The following is a 17,171-nucleotide window of genomic DNA, read 5'->3' on the forward strand; positions in this document are numbered from 1 at the left end:
CTGACATGGCTAAGACGATCAAGGGCGTCCTGGGCAAGAAGCTCGGCATGACCCAGGTCTTCGACGCGGACAACCGGATGGTTCCGGTGACCGTGGTGGAGGCCGGTCCGTGCGTGGTGACCAGGGTCCGCACCGCCGACAAGGATGGCTATTCGGCCGTTCAGCTCGGCTTCGGACAGGTCGACCCGCGGAAGGTCAACAAGCCGCTCGGCGACTACCTGCGTAAGCACGACATCACCCCGCGCCGTTACTTCGCGGAGATCCGCACCGACGACGCGAGCGACTACACCCTGGGCCAGGAGCTGCTGGCCGACACCTTCGAGGCCGGCCAGTTCGTCGATGTGACGGGCAAGAGCAAGGGCAAGGGCTTCGCCGGTGTCATGAAGCGGCACGGCTTCAAGGGTCTGGGCGCGTCGCACGGTACGCAGCGCAAGCACCGCTCGCCGGGTTCCATCGGTGGCTGCGCCACCCCGGGCCGCGTATTCAAGGGTCTGCGCATGGCTGGTCGGATGGGTAACGTCCGCACCACCGTGCAGAGCCTCAAGGTTCACGCCATCGACGTCGAGAACGGTCTCATCCTGATCAAGGGTGCGATCCCCGGCGCCAATGGCAGCCTGGTCCTCGTCCGTACCGCTGCCAAGAAGGGGGCTGCCAAGTGACCAGCAATCGCGTAAACAGCATTGACGTCCTCGACGCCAGCGGTAGCAAGGCCGGCACCGTCGACCTGCCCGAAGACATCTTCGGCGCCAAGGTCAACATTCCGCTGATCCACCAGGTGGTCGTGGCCCAGCTCGCCGCTCGCCGGCAGGGCACCCACAAGGCCAAGACCCGTGGTGAGGTCAGGGGCGGCGGCAAGAAGCCGTACCGCCAGAAGGGCACCGGTCGCGCCCGTCAGGGCTCGACCCGCGCGCCGCAGTTCACCGGTGGTGGCGTCGTCCACGGCCCGGTGCCGCGCGACTACTCGCAGCGGACGCCCAAGAAGATGAAGGTCGCCGCTCTGCGTGGCGCCCTGTCTGACCGGGCCGGCGGCGGTCGCGTGCACGTGGTGAGCGGTCTGGTCACCGGCGAGACGCCGAAGACCAAGGCGGCTCTCGAGGCCCTGCGTAAGATCACCCAGTCCAGGACCGTCCTCCTCGTCGTCGACGAGGCCGACGAGCTGACCTGGCTGAGCCTGCGCAACGCTCCCGAGGTCCACCTGCTGGACTCCGGGCAGCTCAACACCTACGACGTGCTCTGCCACGACGACGTGGTCTTCACCCAGGAGGCGTACGACCAGGTCGTGGCGCGTTTGTCGGCAGGGTCGGCCAATTCGAGTGAAGGGGCAGACGCCTGATGGAGAAGATCGCCGACCCGCGCGACGTCATCATCAAGCCGGTCGTCTCTGAGAAGAGCTACGGCCTGATCGATGAGAACAACAAGTACACGTTCCTGGTGAAGAAGACCGCGAACAAGACCCAGGTCAAGATCGCCGTCGAGCAGATCTTCGGGGTCAAGGTCACCAGCGTGAACACGATCAACCGGCAGGGCAAGCGCAAGCGCACCCGCACCGGTTTCGGCAAGCGTCCCGACACCAAGCGCGCGATTGTGAGCCTGGTCGAGGGCGATCGGATCGACATCTTCGGTCAGATCGGCTAGCAGCCATAGAAGTAGGCGGGCCGTACAGCCTGCCAGGGGTCGAGACCGTCGCACGCCCGTGCGGCGGGCTCACCCATGTAACCGACGAAGGATGAACGAAAAAGATGGGCATCCGTAAGTACAAGCCGACGACTCCGGGTCGCCGCGGCTCGAGTGTCTCGGACTTCTCCGAGATCACCCGCAGCACGCCCGAGAAGTCGTTGCTTGCGCCCCTTCATGGCAAGGGCGGCCGCAACGTACACGGCCGGGTCACCGCGCGCCACCAAGGCGGCGGTCACAAGCGCGCCTACCGGATCATTGACTTCCGTAGGCATGACAAGGACGGCATCCCGGCGAAGGTCGCTCACATCGAGTACGACCCCAACCGCACCGCCAACATCGCTCTGCTGCACTACGCCGACGGCGAGAAGCGCTACATCATCGCGCCGACCGGCCTCAAGCAGGGCGACCGCATCGAGAACGGCGCCGGGGCCGACATCAAGCCGGGCAACTGCCTGCCGCTGCGCAACATCCCGACGGGTACCTTCATCCACGCGGTGGAGCTCCGTCCGGGCGGCGGCGCCAAGCTCGGCCGCTCCGCGGGCGCTCAGATCCAGCTGCTCGCCAAGGAAGGCCAGTACGCCACGCTGCGTATGCCGTCCGGCGAAATGCGCATGGTCGACGTGCGCTGCCGGGCGTCGGTGGGTCAGGTCGGTAACGCCGAGCAGGCCAACATCAACTGGGGCAAGGCCGGCCGTATGCGGTGGAAGGGCAAGCGCCCGACCGTCCGTGGTGTCGCCATGAACCCCGTTGACCACCCGCACGGTGGTGGTGAGGGTAAGACCTCCGGTGGTCGCCACCCGGTGAACCCGAAGGGCAAGCCCGAGGGCCGCACCCGCCAGGCCAACAAGTCCAGCGACCGGCTGATCATCCGCCGCCGGAGCAAGAGGAAGAAGCGGTAGGAGCAGCCGATATGCCACGTAGCCTTAAGAAGGGTCCCTTCGTGGACGGCCACCTCGCCAAGAAGGTGGATGTCCAGAACGAGAAGGGCACCAAGACCGTCATCAAGACGTGGTCGCGGCGCTCCATGATCGTGCCTGACATGCTCGGGCACACGATCGCCGTACACGATGGCCGCAAGCACGTCCCGGTGTTCGTCACCGAGTCGATGATCGGCCACAAGCTGGGAGAGTTCGCCCCGACGCGCACCTTCCGCAGCCACGTCAAGGAAGACCGCCGCAGCCGGCGATAGACGCCTTCAGAAGCAGTTAAGAGGAGTAAGCGATGGAAGCCAGGGCTCAGGCGCGGTTCGTCCGCGTCACGCCCCTCAAGGCCCGCCGCGTGGTGGACCTTATTCGCGGGCTGCCCGCTTCGGAGGCGCAGGCCGTGCTGCAGTTCGCTCCCCAGTCGGCGAGCGAGCCGATCTACAAGGTGCTCTCGAGCGCCATGGCAAATGCAGAGCACAACTTCGATCTCGACCCCCAGACGCTCTTCGTGAGCCGGGCGTGGGTCGACGAGGGCCCGACGCTGAAGCGGTTCCGTCCGCGTGCCCAGGGTCGTGCCTATCGGATCAACAAGCGGACGAGCCACATCACCGTGATCGTGGAGTCCCGCGAGCCGAAGGGAAGGACCCGATAGTGGGCCAGAAGGTTAACCCGCACGGGTTCCGCCTCGGCATCACGACCGACTTCAAGAGCCGGTGGTACGCCGACAAGCTGTACAAGTCGTACGTCGCCGAGGACGTGTCGATCCGTCGCATGCTGCAGAAGGGCATGGAGCGGGCCGGTATCTCCAAGGTGGAGATCGAGCGCACGACCGACCGCGTTCAGGTCGACATCCACACCGCCCGGCCGGGCATCGTCATCGGCCGTCGCGGCGCGGAGGCCGACCGGATCCGCGGCGACCTGGAGAAGCTGACCAAGAAGCAGGTCCAGCTCAACATCCTCGAGGTGAAGAACCCCGAGATCGACGCCCAGCTCGTCGCGCAGGGTGTCGCCGAGCAGCTCTCCAGCCGTGTCTCGTTCCGCCGCGCCATGCGCAAGGCGATGCAGTCGGCCATGAAGAGCGGCGCCAAGGGCATCCGGGTGCAGTGCTCCGGTCGTCTTGGCGGCGCCGAGATGTCGAGGTCGGAGTTCTACCGCGAGGGCCGGGTGCCGCTGCACACGCTCCGCGCGGACATCGACTACGGCTTCTACGAGGCCCGCACCACCTTCGGCCGCATCGGCGTGAAGGTGTGGATCTACAAGGGCGAGGCCCCCACCAGCCGCGCCGAGCGCGAGGCGGCCGCTGCCGGCGCCCGTGCCGGCCAGCGTCGTGACCGTGACGACCGTCGCGGTGGCGGCGGCGGTGGCGGCGGCGACCGTCCGCGCCGTGGTGGCGCCGGTGGCGCCCGTCGCGGTGGCGGTCGTGGCGACCGCGCCCCCAGGACTGAGGCGGCCTCTCAGGCTGCCCCCGAGACCGGCCCGGCTGCGCAGCCGGGTGCTGAAGGGAGCTGACCATGCTGATCCCGCGCAGGGTCAAGCACCGCAAGCAGCACCGGCCCGACCGCAGCGGTGCCGCCAAGGGCGGCACCAGGGTCGTGTTCGGCGAGTTCGGCATCCAGGCGATTGAGCACTCCTACGTGACCAACCGCCAGATCGAGTCGGCTCGTATTGCGATGACCCGTCACATCAAGCGTGGTGGAAAGGTGTGGATCAACATCTACCCCGACCGCCCGCTGACCAAGAAGCCGGCTGAGACCCGCATGGGTTCCGGTAAGGGTTCGCCCGAGTGGTGGATCGCCAACGTCAAGCCGGGTCGCGTCATGTTCGAGCTTTCCGGTGTCGCCGAGTCGGTTGCCCGCGAGGCGCTCACTCGCGCGATCCACAAGCTGCCCATGAAGTGCAAGATCGTTAAGCGTGAAGTTGGTGAGGCGTGATGGCTAAGGGCCTGACCGCCGGCGAGCTGCGAGTCGAGGACGAGGACACCCTGGTCCAGAAGCTCAAGGAAGCCAAGGAGGAGCTGTTCAACCTCCGCTTCCAGGCAGCGACCGGACAGTTGGAGAGCCACGGGCGGCTGCGCGCCGTCCGCCGCGAGATCGCCCGTATCTACACCGTGATGCGCGAGCGCGAGCTTGGCATCATCACGGTCGAGAAGGAGACGAGCGATGGCTGAGACCGAGACCACAGAGACCACCGAGACGAACGACGACGCGCGGAACTTCCGCAAGGTCCGTGAGGGCCTGGTCGTCAGCGACAAGATGGACAAGACCGTCGTCGTCGCCGTCGAGGACCGTGTCAAGCACCGGCTGTACGGCAAGGTCATCCGCCGTACGACCAAGTACAAGGCGCACGACGAGGCCAACGCCTGTGGCGTCGGCGACCGCGTGCTGCTGATGGAGACCCGCCCCCTCTCCGCCACCAAGCGGTGGAGGGTCGTGGAGATCCTCGAGAAGGCCAAGTAACCTAACGGCTTCTCGGATATAACGCGCCTCGTGGGGGCTTCCAGGCCCCCATGACGGTGTCCAAGGACGCGAGGCTCCGGCCTCGCGTCGCCTGCGGTGCGGCTCCAGGGCTGTGGCCGGAGGAAAAAGACCATACAAGTTCCGCCAGGCTCGGCATCGACGAGAACCGGCGCGACTAATCAGGAGAAAACAGTGATCCAGCAGGAGTCGCGGCTCAAGGTCGCCGACAACACGGGTGCCAAGGAGATTCTTTGCATCCGCGTTCTCGGTGGCTCGGGCCGACGCTACGCCGGTATCGGCGACGTCATCGTCGCCACCGTCAAGGATGCCCTGCCCGGTAGCACCGGCGTCAAGAAGGGCGACGTGGTCAAGGCCGTCATCGTCCGCACGGCCAAGGAGCGCCGCCGGCCGGACGGCTCCTACATCCGCTTCGACGAGAACGCCGCCGTCATCATCAAGGACAGCGGTGACCCTCGTGGCACCCGTATCTTCGGCCCGGTGGGCCGTGAGCTGCGCGACAAGAAGTTCATGCGCATCATCTCGCTCGCGCCGGAGGTGCTGTAATGCCGAAGCTGCATGTGAAGAAGGGTGACCTCGTTCAGGTCATCACCGGCAAGGACAAGGGTGCCAAGGGTCATGTCATCGCCACCCTCCCGCGGGAAGACCGCGTGGTGGTCGAGGGCGTCAACATGATCAAGAAGCACACCAAGGAGACCCACCAGGGCCCGCGTGGCGCCAAGACCGGCGGCGTGCAGACCATGGAGGCTCCCATTCACGTGAGCAACGTGAAGAAGCTCAAGGACGAGAAGCGCGAGGACAAGCCCGCCGACAAGAAGGCCGAGGACAAGGCCGACGAGACGGGTGAGGACAGCTGATGACTGCCACGACCACTGAGACCGAGCGCCCGACGCCGCGCCTCAAGACGAAGTACCGCGAGGAGATCGCGGCCAAGCTTCGCGAGGACTTCGGCATCGAGAACGTCATGCAGATCCCCGGCCTGGTGAAGATCAAGGTCAACATGGGTGTCGGCGAGGCGGCTCGCGACTCGAAGCTCATCGAGGGCGCTGTTCGCGACCTCACCGTGATCACCGGCCAGAAGCCGGCCGTCGTCCGGGCGCGCAAGTCCATCGCCCAGTTCAAGCTGCGCGAGGGCATGCCGATCGGCGCGCACGTCACGCTCCGCGGCGACCGGATGTGGGAGTTCCTCGACAGGTTGCTGTCGCTGGCGCTGCCCCGCATCAGGGACTTCCGTGGCCTGTCGCCCAAGCAGTTCGACGGCAACGGTAACTACACGTTCGGTCTGACCGAGCAGGTCATGTTCCACGAGGTCGACCAGGACAAGGTCGACCGCCCGCGGGGCATGGACATCACGGTCGTGACCACCGCGAAGACCGACGACCAGGGCCGGGCGCTGCTGAAGCTCCTCGGGTTCCCCTTCAAGGAGGCCTGATCATGGCGAAGAAGTCGCTGATCGCCAAGGCAGGGCGTAAGCAGAAGTTCGAAGTCCGGGCGTACACCCGTTGCACGCGTTGTGGCCGGCCCCGCGCCGTCTACCGCAAGTTCGGGCTCTGCCGCGTGTGCTTCCGTGAGATGGCGCACCGGGGCGAGCTGCCCGGCATCACCAAGTCCAGCTGGTAGTTACCCTAGGGGGCGGCCATGTGTCGCCCCCGTGGGGGCTGCTCGCCGTACATATGTAGAACTGTCAAACCGGGTGCTCTCCTAGAGGGCGCCCATGACCGCGCCGAAGGTCCACCGGTAGAGCTCCGCTTCACCGACTGGAAACCGCGGCGAGGAAGGCCACTGGCCATGACGATGACCGACCCGATCGCAGACATGCTGACGCGTCTGCGTAATGCGAACTCGGCGTATCACGACAGCGTGACCATGCCGTATTCGAAGATCAAGGCGCACATCGCCGAGATCCTCCAGCAGGAGGGTTACATCCAGGCTTGGACCGTCGAAGACGCCAAGGTTGGCAAGAACCTCGTGGTGGAGCTCAAGTTCGGGCCTACCCGTGAGCGGTCGCTCGCGGGGCTGCGCCGGGTGTCGAAGCCCGGTCTGCGGGTGTATGCGAAGAAGGACAACCTGCCTCGCGTTCTGGGAGGGCTGGGTGTCGCGATCATCTCGACGTCCGCCGGTCTCATGACCGACAAGCAGGCCGGCAAGCGTGGCGTGGGCGGGGAAGTCCTCGCCTACGTCTGGTAGAGGGGAGGAACACAGCATGTCGAGAATCGGACGGCTGCCCATCCCTGTGCCGAGCGGCGTTGACATCGCGATCAGCGGCCAGGATGTCCAGGTCAAGGGCCCGAAGGGCACGCTTTCTCATACAGTCGCGGATCCCATCACGGTGGGTCGCGATGACGACGGCGCTATCGCCGTCACCCGGCCCAACGACGAGAACAAGGTCCGTGCGCTGCACGGCCTGTCCCGGACGCTGATCGCCAACATGGTGCAGGGCGTCACGCAGGGCTACTCCAAGACCTTGGAGATCGTCGGCGTCGGTTACCGCGTTCAGGCCAAGGGCCCGACGCAGCTGGAGTTCGCACTGGGCTTCAGTCACCCGGTCATCGTCGACGCCCCCGAGGGCGTCACCTTCCGCGTCGAGAAGCCGACCCTGTTCCACGTGGACGGCATCGACAAGCAGAAGGTCGGCGAGGTCGCGGCCAACATCCGCAAGTTGCGCAAGCCTGACCCGTACAAGGGCAAGGGCGTGCGTTACCAGGGCGAACAGATCCGCCGCAAGGTCGGAAAGGCTGGTAAGTAGGCATGGCTCCGAAGACTGCGTTCGGCAAGCACACGGCTGCCCGCACCGTCTCGCGGGCCCGCCGTCACCGCCGCGTCCGCAAGAACGTCGTCGGTACGGCCGCGCGTCCGCGCTTGGTCGTCAACCGTTCGACTCGTCACCTGTTCGTGCAGATCGTGGACGACTCCGTCGGCCACACGCTGGTGAGCGCGTCCACCATGGACTCCGCGCTGCGCACGCTCGAGGCTGACAAGACCGAGAAGGCCAAGAAGGTCGGCGAGCTCCTCGCTCAGCGGGCCAAGGAAGCCGGGATCACGGCGGTCGTGTTCGACCGCGGTGGCAACCGCTACGCCGGGCGCATCGCCGCTCTGGCGGACAGCGCCCGCGAAGGTGGGCTCGAGTTCTGATATGGCAACTGAGATGAGGAACCACTGATGGCTGCAGCTCCGCGTCGCGGTGGCGGCACCGGTGGCGAGCGGCGGGACCGTCGTGACGATCGCCGCGGTGGCGCCGCCGACAAGGGCGTCTCGTACATCGAGCGCGTAGTGAAGATCAACCGAGTGGCCAAGGTCGTGAAGGGTGGTCGTCGCTTCAGCTTCACCGCCCTCGTCGTCGTCGGTGACGGCAACGGCCTGGTCGGCGTCGGCTATGGCAAGGCCAAGGAAGTCCCCGCGGCCATCGCCAAGGGCGTCGAAGAGGCCAAGAAGCACTTCTTCAAGGTCCCGAGGATCCAGGGCACCATCCCGCACACCGTGCAGGGTGAGGAGGCGGCCGGTGTCGTCTTCCTGCGTCCGGCTTCCGCCGGTACCGGCGTCATCGCCGGTGGTCCGGTGCGCGCCGTTCTGGAGTGCGCCGGCATCCACGACGTCCTGTCCAAGTCGCTCGGCTCGGACAACCCGATCAACATCGTGCACGCCACGGTGGCGGCTCTGAAGGGTCTTTCCCGGCCCGAGGAGATCGCCGCCCGTCGTGGTCTGCCGATCGAGGACGTCGCTCCGGCCCGGATGCTGAAGGCTCAGCGCGAAGGCATCGCCGAAGCGGCGGCCGCCAAGGCGGTGAGCTAGTCATGGCACGCCTGAAGATCACTCAGGTTCGCTCGAAGATCGGTGGCAAGCAGAACCAGCGTGACTCGCTGCGTTCGCTTGGCCTGAAGCGAATCGGCGATGTCGTCGTCAAGGAGGACCGGCCCGAGATTCGCGGCATGGTCTCCGTGGTGACGCACCTCGTCGAGGTGGAAGAGGTCGACTAGTCATGACTGACAAGGCTCCGCTCAAGATTCACGACCTGCGTCCGGCCCCCGGCGCCAACAAGGCCAAGATCCGCAAGGGTCGCGGCGAGGCGTCCAAGGGTAAGACGGCCGGTCGCGGCACCAAGGGCAGCCACGCCCGTACGACGGTCCCCCTCGGTTTCGAGGGTGGCCAGGTGCCGCTGCAGAGGCGTCTGCCGAAGCTCAAGGGCTTCTCCAACGCGCTCTTCAAGACGACCTACCAGGTCGTCAACCTGGACAGGCTCGGCGAGCTGTTCCCCGAGGGTGGCGAGGTCACCGTCGAGACGCTGGTCGCCAAGGGTGCTGTCCGCAAGAACCAGCTGGTGAAGGTTCTCGGCACCGGCGAGATCTCGGTCGCGGTCAACGTGCGGGCGCATGCCTTCTCGTCCGCCGCGAAGGAGAAAATCGCCGCTGCTGGGGGTTCCGTTACCGAGCTGTAAGAGCTATTACGAGGCGTGGGGGCTCCGACCATGGGCCCCCACGCCCGTAGTGCGTTAGAGTTCGCGAGACGGCAGGATTCTGTCCGGCTCGTTTTGACCTGAGACTTCTGATGGCAGATCCCCGCACCATCGCATACTCACACCGCCTTTTAGGCGCGCAGGAGGGACCGTGCTGACCGCGTTTACCCGGGCGTTCCGGACGCCGGATCTGCGCAAGAAGTTGCTCTTCACTCTGGGCATCATCGCGCTGTTCCGACTCGGCTCGGTTCTTCCGACTCCGGGAGTTCACGTCCAGAACCTTGCGTCCTGTTTTGATCAGGTCCGCAACGGTGAAAACGGCAATATCTACGGGATGGTGCAGCTGTTCAGCGGCGGCGCGCTCCTGAAGCTGTCGGTGTTCGCTCTGGGCATCATGCCGTACATCACCGCCAGCATCATTCTCCAACTTCTCGTCGTCGTGATCCCACGCCTCGAAGCCCTCAAGAAGGAGGGGCAGGCCGGTCAGACGAAGATCACACAATATACGCGTTATCTGACGATCGGTCTGGGCATCCTGCAGTCGACGGCGTTCATCGCGCTGGCGCGCTCCGGGCAGCTCTTCCAGGGCTGTGACAAGGACGTCCTGCTCGACCCCGACAACATCTTCATGATCGTCACGATGGTCGTCATCATGACGGCCGGCACCTCGGTCATCATGTGGCTGGGCGAGCTCATCACCGACCGTGGTGTGGGCAACGGCATGTCGATCCTCATCTTCACGCAGGTCGTCGCGGTCTTCCCGTCCGAGCTGGCCAGCATCTTCCAGGCCAACAAGTTCACCTTCGCCGTCGTCATGGTGGTAGGCGTCTTCATGATCGCCGCGGTGGTCTTCGTCGAGCAGGCGCAGCGCCGCATTCCGGTGCAGTACGCCAAGCGGATGGTCGGACGCAGGATGTACGGCGGCACGTCCACCTACATCCCGCTGAAGGTCAACCAGGCCGGCATCATCCCGGTCATCTTCGCGTCCTCGCTGCTCTATCTGCCGCAGCTGCTGACCTCGCTGTTCGCCAACGCGGAGAACCCCAACGCGGTCGTGCAGTGGATTTCCGCGAACCTCACCAAGGGCGACACGCCCATCTACATGATCACGTTCTTCGTCCTGATCGTGTTCTTCACCTACTTCTACGTGTCCATCACTTTCAACCCCACTGAAGTGGCCGACAACATGAAGAAGTACGGTGGGTTCATTCCGGGCATCCGTCCGGGACGGCCGACGGCTGGATACCTGAGTTTCGTGCTCACCCGTCTGACCGCCCCCGGCGCGCTCTATCTGGGTCTGATCGCCATGATCCCGATCGTCGCGCTCGCGGTGGCCGGAGCGAGCCAGAACTTCCCGTTCGGAGGGACGAGCATTCTGATCATGGTTGGCGTCGGCCTGGACACGGTCAAGCAGATCGAGAGCCAGTTGCAGCAGCGTAATTACGAAGGCTTCCTGCGGTAGTGCGTCTCGTTCTGGTCGGGCCCCCCGGAGCGGGTAAGGGGACACAGGCCCAGTACATCGCGTCGAACCTGTCCATCCCGAAGATCTCGACAGGTGACATCTTCCGTGCCAACGTCTCCGGGGGCACGGAGCTCGGCAAGCTCGCCAAGACGTTCATGGACCGCGGCGACCTGGTGCCCGACAAGGTCACCATCGCCATGGTCCGTGACCGTCTCGCCGAGGACGACGCGCAGGACGGCTTCCTGCTCGACGGCTTCCCCAGGAACGTGGCTCAGGCCGAGATCCTGCGCGACATGCTGAAGGAGTGGGGCCAGGCGCTCGACCTGGTCCTGGAGCTGGTAGTGGACGACGACGAGGTGGTCAGGCGGCTAGCCGGCCGCCGCACCTGCAGCCAGTGCGGTCGCATCTGGCACGTCGAGTTCGATGACAAGAAGGACGATCGGTGCGACGCCTGCGGCGGCACGCTGTTCCAGCGTGACGACGACAAAGAGGAGACGGTCAGGCATCGCCTGGAGGTCTACCAGGAGCAGACGGCGCCGCTGGTGTCCTACTACGCGGACGAGGGCATCCTCGTGGGTGTCGACGCGACCGGTCCGGTCGAGGAGGTCACCCAGCGGGCCATGGAGGCCATCCGCCCTTTCATGGGGTAAGCCCGATGGCCGACTGCGGAGGTGGCACGGATTTCCGTGCCACCTCGCGGCTATTGTGAGGGAATTGGGCTCCCACATCTGCCCGTTGAGACCCCGGGGGGTGCCACACGTGTTCAAGAAGAACCGGCATGGAATCCAGATCAAGACGCCCGAGCAGCTCGACAAGATGCGGGCGGCCGGTCTGGTGGTCGGGCGAACGCTCGATCTGTTGAAGCGCTCCGTCGAGCCGGGGATGACACCCCTGGACCTCGACGCCATCGCCGAGAAGGCGATCAGGGATGAGGGCGCCATCCCGTCGTTCAAGGGCTACCAGGGGTTTCCCGCCACGATCTGCGCCTCGGTCAACGAGGAAGTGGTCCACGGCATCCCGACGAGCGCCCGCGCGCTGCGCGAAGGCGACGTCATTTCCATCGACTGCGGTGCCATCCTCGACGGCTGGCACGGCGACTCGGCGGTCACGGTGCCGGTGGGGGAGGTGGACCCGAAGCTCACCGAGCTCATGCGGATCACCGAGGAGTCGATGTGGCGCGGCATCGCCGCGCTGACCGTCGGCCGCCACCTGTCGGACATCGGGTACGAGGTGGAGCGCTACATCAAGTCGCAGGGCCGCTTCGGCATCCCTCCCGAGTACGGCGGCCACGGCATCGGCACCGAGATGCACATGGACCCCTGGATCGCCAACCACGGCCGTCCCGGCAGGGGGCCCGTGCTGGAGGCCGGGATGTGCCTGGCCATCGAGCCCATGGTCAACCTGGGCACGGAGCGCACGCGCGTACTGGCCGACGATTGGACCGTCGTGACGATCGACGGCAAGCAGTCCGCACACTTCGAACACAGCGTCGCGGTGACACATAATGGTCCTTGGGTGCTAACCGCCCTCGATGGGGGCGAAGAGCGCTTGGCGCAGCCGTAGACGAGCCGGGAGTGGTGGGTATGGCGCAGAGCCCCGAGATGCGTGCCTCGGACGTCGATCGCGATCGGGTGGCCGCCGTGCTCCGGGAGCACACCGCGCAGGGCCGCATCACGATGGACGAGTTCAACGAGCGGCTCGAACAGCTCTACCAGAGCAAGACCTACGGTGAGCTGGCCCGGTTGACCGCGGACCTGCCGGACGTGGACCTGCGCAACCGGCCGGCCAAGCTGACCGAGTCCACCCCGGCGCCCAAGAGCGGCATGCACTCGGGGATGCGCGCGGCCTGGAGCGCCTGGGCCGCGGCGAGCTCGATCAACTGGGTGATCTGGCTGATCGTGAGCGTCACCTCCGGGCACATGATCTATCCCTGGCCGCTGTGGGTGATGGGTCCCTGGGGTGCGATTCTGCTGATCAGCACCATCTTCGGAACCGGTCCGAAGCGTCAGTGAGTGTGTAGTACTGCACTGTGTGCATTCGTCCGCAGAAGGCGGGAGATGTTCTTCCTAACGTAAGCGGTGCCGGACAACAGAGGGGCTCACCCGAGCAGTCCCGGTCTGGTACGGGGAACCGTCTTACAGGAGGACACAGTGGGTATTCGTCACCTTCTCGCGGGCACCGCTCTCGCCGGCTCGATGGTCGCCGGGGCGCTGGCCATCGCTCCCGCCGCCCAGGCCGACACCGCGACCGCCACCCAGGCACAGAGCGCCCAGGCCAGCCCGAGGCACTTCTTCGGCCCGTACTTCTCCAACGGCTCCGAGAACGGCGGCCACGAGTCGTACTTCAAGGGCTACTGGCAGAAGCGCGGAGGCAGCTACTACTTCTACGGCGACCTGTACGACCGTCACCACAACGACGGTGACTACAGCTACGTGTGGTTCAAGTACTACGACAGCCACGGCAACTTCCACCGCAACTGGTACCGGTCCGACGACCGCCGTCACTTCGACAGCATCCGCTTCAAGAGGGACTTCAAGATCCAGGTGTGCGAGGGCGGCTCGCGCAACAGCGGCTGCGGCAGCTGGCACGACGTCTTCTAAGCACATCAGGCTCATAAGCACATCAGGGGGGAGTCATCCCAGGGGGTGTGCTGACTCGCAGGGGCCCGCCGGTTCGCCGGCGGGCCTTTCGCTGTGCCACCCCGAAGCGCTGTGCCGCCCGAATCGCTGTGCCGCTCGGCCCATACGGGTTCGCGGGTGGGGTAAGCTGACTCGTGGTTGTGTCAGGACACCTGACACGCGTTTCGCGTTTTTGTCTCAGGTGTCGTACACTCCTTACTCGGCTCACTATGACTATCACGCGTCGGCGCCCGTTGCCGGTCGCCGCTCTCTTCGAAGCGTGAGGTCGCGGCTGCTTAGTGAACCGGAGCCTCAGACGATCGATCAGTGAAACGCGAGGAATTTTGGCCAAAAAAGACGGCGCCATCGAGATCGAGGGCACTGTGGTCGAGTCGCTCCCGAACGCTATGTTCCGGGTGCAGCTTGACAACGGCCATAAGGTCCTGGCCCACATCAGCGGACGGATGCGGATGCACTACATCCGGATCCTGCCCGACGACCGGGTAGTCGTGGAACTGAGCCCCTACGACCTGAGTCGTGGGCGGATCGTCTACCGATACAAGTAAGACGTCTGAGGAACACGAAGGACAATGAAGGTAAAGCCGAGCGTCAAGAAGATCTGCGACAAGTGCAAGGTGATCCGCCGGCACGGTCGCGTCATGGTGATCTGCGACAACCTGCGCCACAAGCAGCGTCAGGGTTAGTCGCCGTAAGGCTTCTCCGAGTCCGCCCCAGATTAGGGAGCGGGCTCGACGCATGAGAAGCCTGAGACAGTAATCGCGCGTCACACCTGAGCAGGCGGCCTGATTTCCGGGCCGTACCACCCAGGAGACCCCCGGTCGGAGGCCGGGGCCCTCACCCCGGGCATGGGGAGGGGTCGTGAGGCGCAAGACCTCCGCCACAACGAAGGAGAATGCCCGACCATGGCTCGCCTGGTTGGCGTCGACCTCCCCCGCGAAAAGCGGCTGGAGATCGCTCTCACCTACATTTACGGAATCGGCCGCACCCGTGCGCTGGAGGTCCTCGAGGCCACCGGTGTCAGCGGCGACACCCGCGTGCACCAGCTCACCGACGCTGAGCTCGTCCCGATGCGTGACTACATCGAGGCGAACTTCAAGATCGAGGGTGACCTGCGCCGCGAGGTTCAGGCCGACATTCGTCGCAAGATCGAGATTGGGTGCTACCAGGGCATTCGGCACCGCAAGGGCCTGCCTGTCCACGGTCAGCGCACGCAGACCAACGCGCGCACCCGCAAGGGCAAGAAGAAGACCGTGGCCGGCAAGAAGAAGCCCGGTAAGAAGTAGTCCACGCAGCCGCGGGACCGAACACCTCAGGAGTGAAGGCAAAGGATGCCTCCTAAGAGCCGTCAGGGTGCGCCCAAGAAGGTGCGCCGCAAGGAAAAGAAGAACGTCGCTCATGGGCACGCCCACATCAAGAGCACGTTCAACAACACGATCGTTTCGATCACCGACCCCAACGGGAACGTGATCTCCTGGGCCAGCGCCGGCCACGTGGGTTTCAAGGGCTCCCGTAAGTCCACCCCGTTCGCCGCTCAGATGGCCGCCGAGAACGCCGCCCGCCGCGCCATGGAGCACGGCATGCGCAAGGTTGACGTCTTCGTCAAGGGTCCCGGCTCCGGCCGTGAGACCGCGATCCGTTCCCTTCAGGCCACCGGCCTCGAAGTGGGCTCGATCCAGGACGTCACCCCGGTTCCGCACAACGGCTGCCGTCCGCCGAAGCGCCGCCGCGTCTGACACCCAGGAGAATCTGAGAAATGGCTCGTTACACGGGTGCGGACTGCAAGCTCTGCCGCCGGGAGAAGACCAAGCTCTTCCTCAAGGGCAGCAAGTGCGAGTCCGCGAAGTGCCCCATCGAGATCCGTCCTTACCCGCCGGGTGAGCACGGCCGCGGACGTCCCAAGGAGTCCGAGTACCAGCTTCAGCTTCGTGAGAAGCAGAAGACCCGCCGCATCTACGGCGTCCTCGAGAAGCAGTTCCACAACTACTACGAGGAAGCCTCCCGCAAGAGCGGCAAGACCGGTGAGGCGCTGCTCCAGATTCTGGAGAGCCGTCTCGACAACGTGGTCTACCGCGCCGGGTTCGCCCAGTCGCGCGACGCCGCTCGCCAGCAGGTCCGTCACGGACACTTCCTGGTCAACGGCAAGAAGGTCGACATCCCCTCGTACCGCGTGCGTGAGCACGACATCATCGAGGTGCGTGAGACCAAGCGCAACCTGCTGCCCTACGAGGTGGCTCGCGCCACCGCCGGTGACCGCTCGGTCCCCGCGTGGCTCGGCGTCGTGCCGGACAAGATCCGCGTCCTGATCCACCAGCTGCCGGTCCGCCAGCAGATCGACACCCAGGTTCAGGAACAGCTGATCGTCGAGTACTACTCGAAGTAAGTAGTGGTTGGGGTGCGGTTCGCCGCACCTCAACTAGGCTTGTATCGGAGTGGCGTCATATAGCGGGCGCCACACGAAAAGGGGAGACCCCGCATGCTGATCGCTCAGCGCCCGACTCTTCTCGAAGAGTCGATCGACGACACCCGATCCCGATTCGTCATCGAGCCGCTGGAGCCGGGTTTCGGCTACACCATCGGCAACTCGGTCCGCCGCACGCTGCTGTCGTCCATTCCGGGCGCGGCCGTGACGAGCATCCGGATCGAGGGCGTGCTGCACGAGTTCTCGACGGTTCCCGGGGTCAAGGAAGATGTCACCGACATCATCCTCAACCTCAAGGAGCTCGTCGTCTCCTCCGAGCACGACGAGCCGGTCGTGATGTACCTGCGCAAGCAGGGCCCGGGTGAGGTCACCGCCGCCGACATCGCGCCGCCCGCCGGTGTCGAGGTGCACAACCCCGAGCTGCGCATCGCCACGCTCAACGGCAAGGCGAAGCTGGAGATGGAGCTGACCGTCGAGCGCGGTCGCGGCTACGTCTCCGCCGCGCAGAACAAGCAGCCGGGTCAGGAGATCGGCCGTATTCCGATCGACTCGATCTACTCCCCGGTGCTCAAGGTCACCTACAAGGTCGAGGCGACCCGAGTCGAGCAGCGTACCGACTTCGACCGTCTGATCCTCGACGTCGAGACCAAGCCGGCCATGAAGCCCCGCGACGCGGTGGCCTCCGCCGGTAAGACCCTCGTCGAGCTCTTCGGCCTGGCCCGTGAGCTCAACGTCGAGGCCGAGGGCATCGACATCGGCCCGTCGCCGACCGACGCCGCCCTGGCCGCCGACCTGGCGCTGCCGATCGAGGAGCTGAACCTCACCGTTCGCTCCTACAACTGCCTCAAGCGCGAGGGCATCCACACCGTGGGTGAGCTCGTCGCCCGCAGCGAGCAGGACCTGCTCGACATAAGGAATTTCGGCGCCAAGTCGATCGAAGAGGTCAAGCAGAAGCTGCACGAGATGACGCTGGCGCTCAAGGACTCCCCGCCCGGGTTCGACCCGAGCGCGGTGGCCGGCGCCGGTTACGACGACGACGACAGCGCGTACGTCGAGACCGAGCAGTACTAAGCCATCGCGAGGGCTCTGCCTCGCGACTCCCCGCGCCGAGCGGTTCCCGCTCGGCG

Annotated in this window: 31 protein-coding genes; all 31 read left to right on the forward strand. The window is 65.4% G+C overall.

What is annotated here, in order from left to right:
- Positions 1-5 precede the first annotated feature (5 nt).
- The 31 genes from rplC (at position 6) to AB0B61_RS12995 (ending at position 17,115) form a co-directional block, all read left to right on the forward strand.
- Positions 6-659: a 50S ribosomal protein L3 gene (rplC, locus tag AB0B61_RS12845; protein ID WP_225293952.1), complete on the forward strand. Its 654-nt coding sequence runs from the start codon at positions 6-8 to the stop codon at positions 657-659.
- Positions 656-1,333, forward strand: a complete 678-nt coding sequence (gene rplD / locus AB0B61_RS12850; RefSeq protein ID WP_225293950.1) for a 50S ribosomal protein L4 — start codon at positions 656-658, stop codon at positions 1,331-1,333. Before rplC ends, rplD begins: the two co-directional genes overlap by 4 nt.
- A complete protein-coding gene (gene rplW, locus AB0B61_RS12855; protein ID WP_221519391.1) occupies positions 1,333-1,635 on the forward strand; it encodes a 50S ribosomal protein L23 in 303 nt (100 codons plus the stop codon). The genes rplD and rplW overlap by 1 nt, the downstream gene beginning before the upstream one ends.
- A gap of 104 nt (positions 1,636-1,739) precedes the next feature.
- Positions 1,740-2,576: a 50S ribosomal protein L2 gene (gene rplB / locus AB0B61_RS12860; RefSeq protein ID WP_225293948.1), complete on the forward strand. Its 837-nt coding sequence runs from the start codon at positions 1,740-1,742 to the stop codon at positions 2,574-2,576.
- A gap of 11 nt (positions 2,577-2,587) precedes the next feature.
- Positions 2,588-2,866, forward strand: coding sequence for a 30S ribosomal protein S19 (rpsS, locus tag AB0B61_RS12865; RefSeq protein WP_357650645.1), 279 nt, complete (start codon positions 2,588-2,590; stop codon positions 2,864-2,866).
- A 32-nt stretch (positions 2,867-2,898) separates the two neighbouring features.
- Complete coding sequence (gene rplV / locus AB0B61_RS12870; protein ID WP_219539598.1) at positions 2,899-3,252, forward strand: 50S ribosomal protein L22; 354 nt, start codon at positions 2,899-2,901, stop codon at positions 3,250-3,252.
- Positions 3,252-4,109, forward strand: coding sequence for a 30S ribosomal protein S3 (rpsC, locus tag AB0B61_RS12875; RefSeq protein ID WP_358431409.1), 858 nt, complete (start codon positions 3,252-3,254; stop codon positions 4,107-4,109). The genes rplV and rpsC overlap by 1 nt, the downstream gene beginning before the upstream one ends.
- A gap of 2 nt (positions 4,110-4,111) precedes the next feature.
- The gene (rplP, locus tag AB0B61_RS12880) at positions 4,112-4,531 is read left to right on the forward strand and encodes a 50S ribosomal protein L16 (RefSeq protein ID WP_214633179.1); all 420 of its coding nucleotides are present in this window, start codon (positions 4,112-4,114) and stop codon (positions 4,529-4,531) included.
- Complete coding sequence (rpmC, locus tag AB0B61_RS12885; protein ID WP_214633180.1) at positions 4,531-4,767, forward strand: 50S ribosomal protein L29; 237 nt, start codon at positions 4,531-4,533, stop codon at positions 4,765-4,767. Before rplP ends, rpmC begins: the two co-directional genes overlap by 1 nt.
- Positions 4,760-5,056, forward strand: coding sequence for a 30S ribosomal protein S17 (gene rpsQ / locus AB0B61_RS12890; RefSeq protein ID WP_219539595.1), 297 nt, complete (start codon positions 4,760-4,762; stop codon positions 5,054-5,056). Before rpmC ends, rpsQ begins: the two co-directional genes overlap by 8 nt.
- Positions 5,057-5,248: 192 nt before the next feature.
- Positions 5,249-5,620: a 50S ribosomal protein L14 gene (gene rplN / locus AB0B61_RS12895; RefSeq protein ID WP_225293942.1), complete on the forward strand. Its 372-nt coding sequence runs from the start codon at positions 5,249-5,251 to the stop codon at positions 5,618-5,620.
- Between the two features lie 8 nt (positions 5,621-5,628).
- The gene (rplX, locus tag AB0B61_RS12900; RefSeq protein ID WP_225293984.1) at positions 5,629-5,931 is read left to right on the forward strand and encodes a 50S ribosomal protein L24; all 303 of its coding nucleotides are present in this window, start codon (positions 5,629-5,631) and stop codon (positions 5,929-5,931) included.
- On the forward strand, positions 5,931-6,506 hold the full coding sequence (gene rplE / locus AB0B61_RS12905) for a 50S ribosomal protein L5 (protein WP_225293940.1): 576 nt from the start codon (positions 5,931-5,933) through the stop codon (positions 6,504-6,506). Before rplX ends, rplE begins: the two co-directional genes overlap by 1 nt.
- Positions 6,507-6,508: 2 nt before the next feature.
- Positions 6,509-6,694, forward strand: coding sequence for a type Z 30S ribosomal protein S14 (locus AB0B61_RS12910; protein WP_090769707.1), 186 nt, complete (start codon positions 6,509-6,511; stop codon positions 6,692-6,694).
- Positions 6,695-6,862: 168 nt separating this feature from the next.
- Complete coding sequence (rpsH, locus tag AB0B61_RS12915) at positions 6,863-7,261, forward strand: 30S ribosomal protein S8 (protein ID WP_192789898.1); 399 nt, start codon at positions 6,863-6,865, stop codon at positions 7,259-7,261.
- A 16-nt stretch (positions 7,262-7,277) separates the two neighbouring features.
- Positions 7,278-7,820: a 50S ribosomal protein L6 gene (gene rplF / locus AB0B61_RS12920; protein ID WP_225293938.1), complete on the forward strand. Its 543-nt coding sequence runs from the start codon at positions 7,278-7,280 to the stop codon at positions 7,818-7,820.
- A gap of 2 nt (positions 7,821-7,822) precedes the next feature.
- A complete protein-coding gene (rplR, locus tag AB0B61_RS12925; RefSeq protein WP_225293936.1) occupies positions 7,823-8,206 on the forward strand; it encodes a 50S ribosomal protein L18 in 384 nt (127 codons plus the stop codon).
- Between the two features lie 27 nt (positions 8,207-8,233).
- Positions 8,234-8,863 carry a 30S ribosomal protein S5 gene (gene rpsE, locus AB0B61_RS12930; RefSeq protein ID WP_049572667.1) on the forward strand — a complete coding sequence of 210 codons (630 nt, stop codon included), beginning with the start codon at positions 8,234-8,236 and terminating at the stop codon, positions 8,861-8,863.
- Positions 8,864-8,865: 2 nt separating this feature from the next.
- Positions 8,866-9,048 (forward strand): 50S ribosomal protein L30, encoded by a 183-nt coding sequence (rpmD, locus tag AB0B61_RS12935; protein ID WP_080043226.1) that lies wholly within the window; start codon positions 8,866-8,868, stop codon positions 9,046-9,048.
- A gap of 2 nt (positions 9,049-9,050) precedes the next feature.
- Positions 9,051-9,506 (forward strand): 50S ribosomal protein L15, encoded by a 456-nt coding sequence (gene rplO / locus AB0B61_RS12940; RefSeq protein WP_358431411.1) that lies wholly within the window; start codon positions 9,051-9,053, stop codon positions 9,504-9,506.
- A gap of 169 nt (positions 9,507-9,675) precedes the next feature.
- Positions 9,676-10,986, forward strand: a complete 1,311-nt coding sequence (gene secY / locus AB0B61_RS12945; protein ID WP_225293931.1) for a preprotein translocase subunit SecY — start codon at positions 9,676-9,678, stop codon at positions 10,984-10,986.
- A complete protein-coding gene (locus AB0B61_RS12950) occupies positions 10,986-11,636 on the forward strand; it encodes an adenylate kinase (RefSeq protein WP_225293929.1) in 651 nt (216 codons plus the stop codon). Before secY ends, AB0B61_RS12950 begins: the two co-directional genes overlap by 1 nt.
- A 109-nt stretch (positions 11,637-11,745) precedes the next feature.
- Complete coding sequence (map, locus tag AB0B61_RS12955) at positions 11,746-12,549, forward strand: type I methionyl aminopeptidase (protein WP_357948177.1); 804 nt, start codon at positions 11,746-11,748, stop codon at positions 12,547-12,549.
- A gap of 20 nt (positions 12,550-12,569) precedes the next feature.
- Complete coding sequence (locus AB0B61_RS12960) at positions 12,570-12,998, forward strand: DUF1707 domain-containing protein (protein WP_358431413.1); 429 nt, start codon at positions 12,570-12,572, stop codon at positions 12,996-12,998.
- A gap of 138 nt (positions 12,999-13,136) precedes the next feature.
- Positions 13,137-13,586 carry a hypothetical protein gene (locus AB0B61_RS12965; protein WP_358431415.1) on the forward strand — a complete coding sequence of 150 codons (450 nt, stop codon included), beginning with the start codon at positions 13,137-13,139 and terminating at the stop codon, positions 13,584-13,586.
- Positions 13,587-13,948: 362 nt separating this feature from the next.
- Entirely contained in the window at positions 13,949-14,170 is a 222-nt protein-coding gene (infA, locus tag AB0B61_RS12970) for a translation initiation factor IF-1 (protein WP_012887858.1), read from the forward strand.
- Between the two features lie 24 nt (positions 14,171-14,194).
- Positions 14,195-14,308 (forward strand): 50S ribosomal protein L36, encoded by a 114-nt coding sequence (rpmJ, locus tag AB0B61_RS12975; protein ID WP_003956441.1) that lies wholly within the window; start codon positions 14,195-14,197, stop codon positions 14,306-14,308.
- Positions 14,309-14,527: 219 nt separating this feature from the next.
- Positions 14,528-14,908, forward strand: coding sequence for a 30S ribosomal protein S13 (rpsM, locus tag AB0B61_RS12980; RefSeq protein WP_214633192.1), 381 nt, complete (start codon positions 14,528-14,530; stop codon positions 14,906-14,908).
- 45 nt (positions 14,909-14,953) lie between these two features.
- Positions 14,954-15,358: a 30S ribosomal protein S11 gene (gene rpsK, locus AB0B61_RS12985; RefSeq protein ID WP_020542285.1), complete on the forward strand. Its 405-nt coding sequence runs from the start codon at positions 14,954-14,956 to the stop codon at positions 15,356-15,358.
- 20 nt (positions 15,359-15,378) lie between these two features.
- Positions 15,379-16,005, forward strand: coding sequence for a 30S ribosomal protein S4 (rpsD, locus tag AB0B61_RS12990; protein ID WP_219539586.1), 627 nt, complete (start codon positions 15,379-15,381; stop codon positions 16,003-16,005).
- Between the two features lie 93 nt (positions 16,006-16,098).
- Positions 16,099-17,115, forward strand: a complete 1,017-nt coding sequence (locus AB0B61_RS12995) for a DNA-directed RNA polymerase subunit alpha (RefSeq protein WP_214633194.1) — start codon at positions 16,099-16,101, stop codon at positions 17,113-17,115.
- Positions 17,116-17,171: the final 56 nt, after the last annotated feature.

This window comes from Nonomuraea sp. NPDC049158, assembly GCF_040648335.1.
In the GTDB taxonomy this organism is placed as follows: domain Bacteria; phylum Actinomycetota; class Actinomycetes; order Streptosporangiales; family Streptosporangiaceae; genus Nonomuraea.

Excerpts from the sequence above, each read along its gene's own strand:
- rplC (WP_225293952.1), top strand. The coding sequence starts at position 6 with ATGGCTAAGACGATCAAGGGCGTCCTGGGCAAGAAGCTCGGCATGACC.
- rplW (WP_221519391.1), top strand. The coding sequence starts at position 1,333 with ATGGAGAAGATCGCCGACCCGCGCGACGTCATCATCAAGCCGGTCGTC.
- rplB (WP_225293948.1), top strand. The coding sequence starts at position 1,740 with ATGGGCATCCGTAAGTACAAGCCGACGACTCCGGGTCGCCGCGGCTCG.
- rpsS (WP_357650645.1), top strand. The coding sequence starts at position 2,588 with ATGCCACGTAGCCTTAAGAAGGGTCCCTTCGTGGACGGCCACCTCGCC.
- rplV (WP_219539598.1), top strand. The coding sequence starts at position 2,899 with ATGGAAGCCAGGGCTCAGGCGCGGTTCGTCCGCGTCACGCCCCTCAAG.
- rplP (WP_214633179.1), top strand. The coding sequence starts at position 4,112 with ATGCTGATCCCGCGCAGGGTCAAGCACCGCAAGCAGCACCGGCCCGAC.
- rpmC (WP_214633180.1), top strand. The coding sequence starts at position 4,531 with ATGGCTAAGGGCCTGACCGCCGGCGAGCTGCGAGTCGAGGACGAGGAC.
- rpsQ (WP_219539595.1), top strand. The coding sequence starts at position 4,760 with ATGGCTGAGACCGAGACCACAGAGACCACCGAGACGAACGACGACGCG.
- rplE (WP_225293940.1), top strand. The coding sequence starts at position 5,931 with ATGACTGCCACGACCACTGAGACCGAGCGCCCGACGCCGCGCCTCAAG.
- AB0B61_RS12910 (WP_090769707.1), top strand. The coding sequence starts at position 6,509 with ATGGCGAAGAAGTCGCTGATCGCCAAGGCAGGGCGTAAGCAGAAGTTC.
- rpsH (WP_192789898.1), top strand. The coding sequence starts at position 6,863 with ATGACGATGACCGACCCGATCGCAGACATGCTGACGCGTCTGCGTAAT.
- rplF (WP_225293938.1), top strand. The coding sequence starts at position 7,278 with ATGTCGAGAATCGGACGGCTGCCCATCCCTGTGCCGAGCGGCGTTGAC.
- rplR (WP_225293936.1), top strand. The coding sequence starts at position 7,823 with ATGGCTCCGAAGACTGCGTTCGGCAAGCACACGGCTGCCCGCACCGTC.
- rpsE (WP_049572667.1), top strand. The coding sequence starts at position 8,234 with ATGGCTGCAGCTCCGCGTCGCGGTGGCGGCACCGGTGGCGAGCGGCGG.
- rpmD (WP_080043226.1), top strand. The coding sequence starts at position 8,866 with ATGGCACGCCTGAAGATCACTCAGGTTCGCTCGAAGATCGGTGGCAAG.
- rplO (WP_358431411.1), top strand. The coding sequence starts at position 9,051 with ATGACTGACAAGGCTCCGCTCAAGATTCACGACCTGCGTCCGGCCCCC.
- AB0B61_RS12960 (WP_358431413.1), top strand. The coding sequence starts at position 12,570 with ATGGCGCAGAGCCCCGAGATGCGTGCCTCGGACGTCGATCGCGATCGG.
- rpmJ (WP_003956441.1), top strand. The coding sequence starts at position 14,195 with ATGAAGGTAAAGCCGAGCGTCAAGAAGATCTGCGACAAGTGCAAGGTG.
- rpsM (WP_214633192.1), top strand. The coding sequence starts at position 14,528 with ATGGCTCGCCTGGTTGGCGTCGACCTCCCCCGCGAAAAGCGGCTGGAG.
- rpsK (WP_020542285.1), top strand. The coding sequence starts at position 14,954 with ATGCCTCCTAAGAGCCGTCAGGGTGCGCCCAAGAAGGTGCGCCGCAAG.
- rpsD (WP_219539586.1), top strand. The coding sequence starts at position 15,379 with ATGGCTCGTTACACGGGTGCGGACTGCAAGCTCTGCCGCCGGGAGAAG.
- AB0B61_RS12995 (WP_214633194.1), top strand. The coding sequence starts at position 16,099 with ATGCTGATCGCTCAGCGCCCGACTCTTCTCGAAGAGTCGATCGACGAC.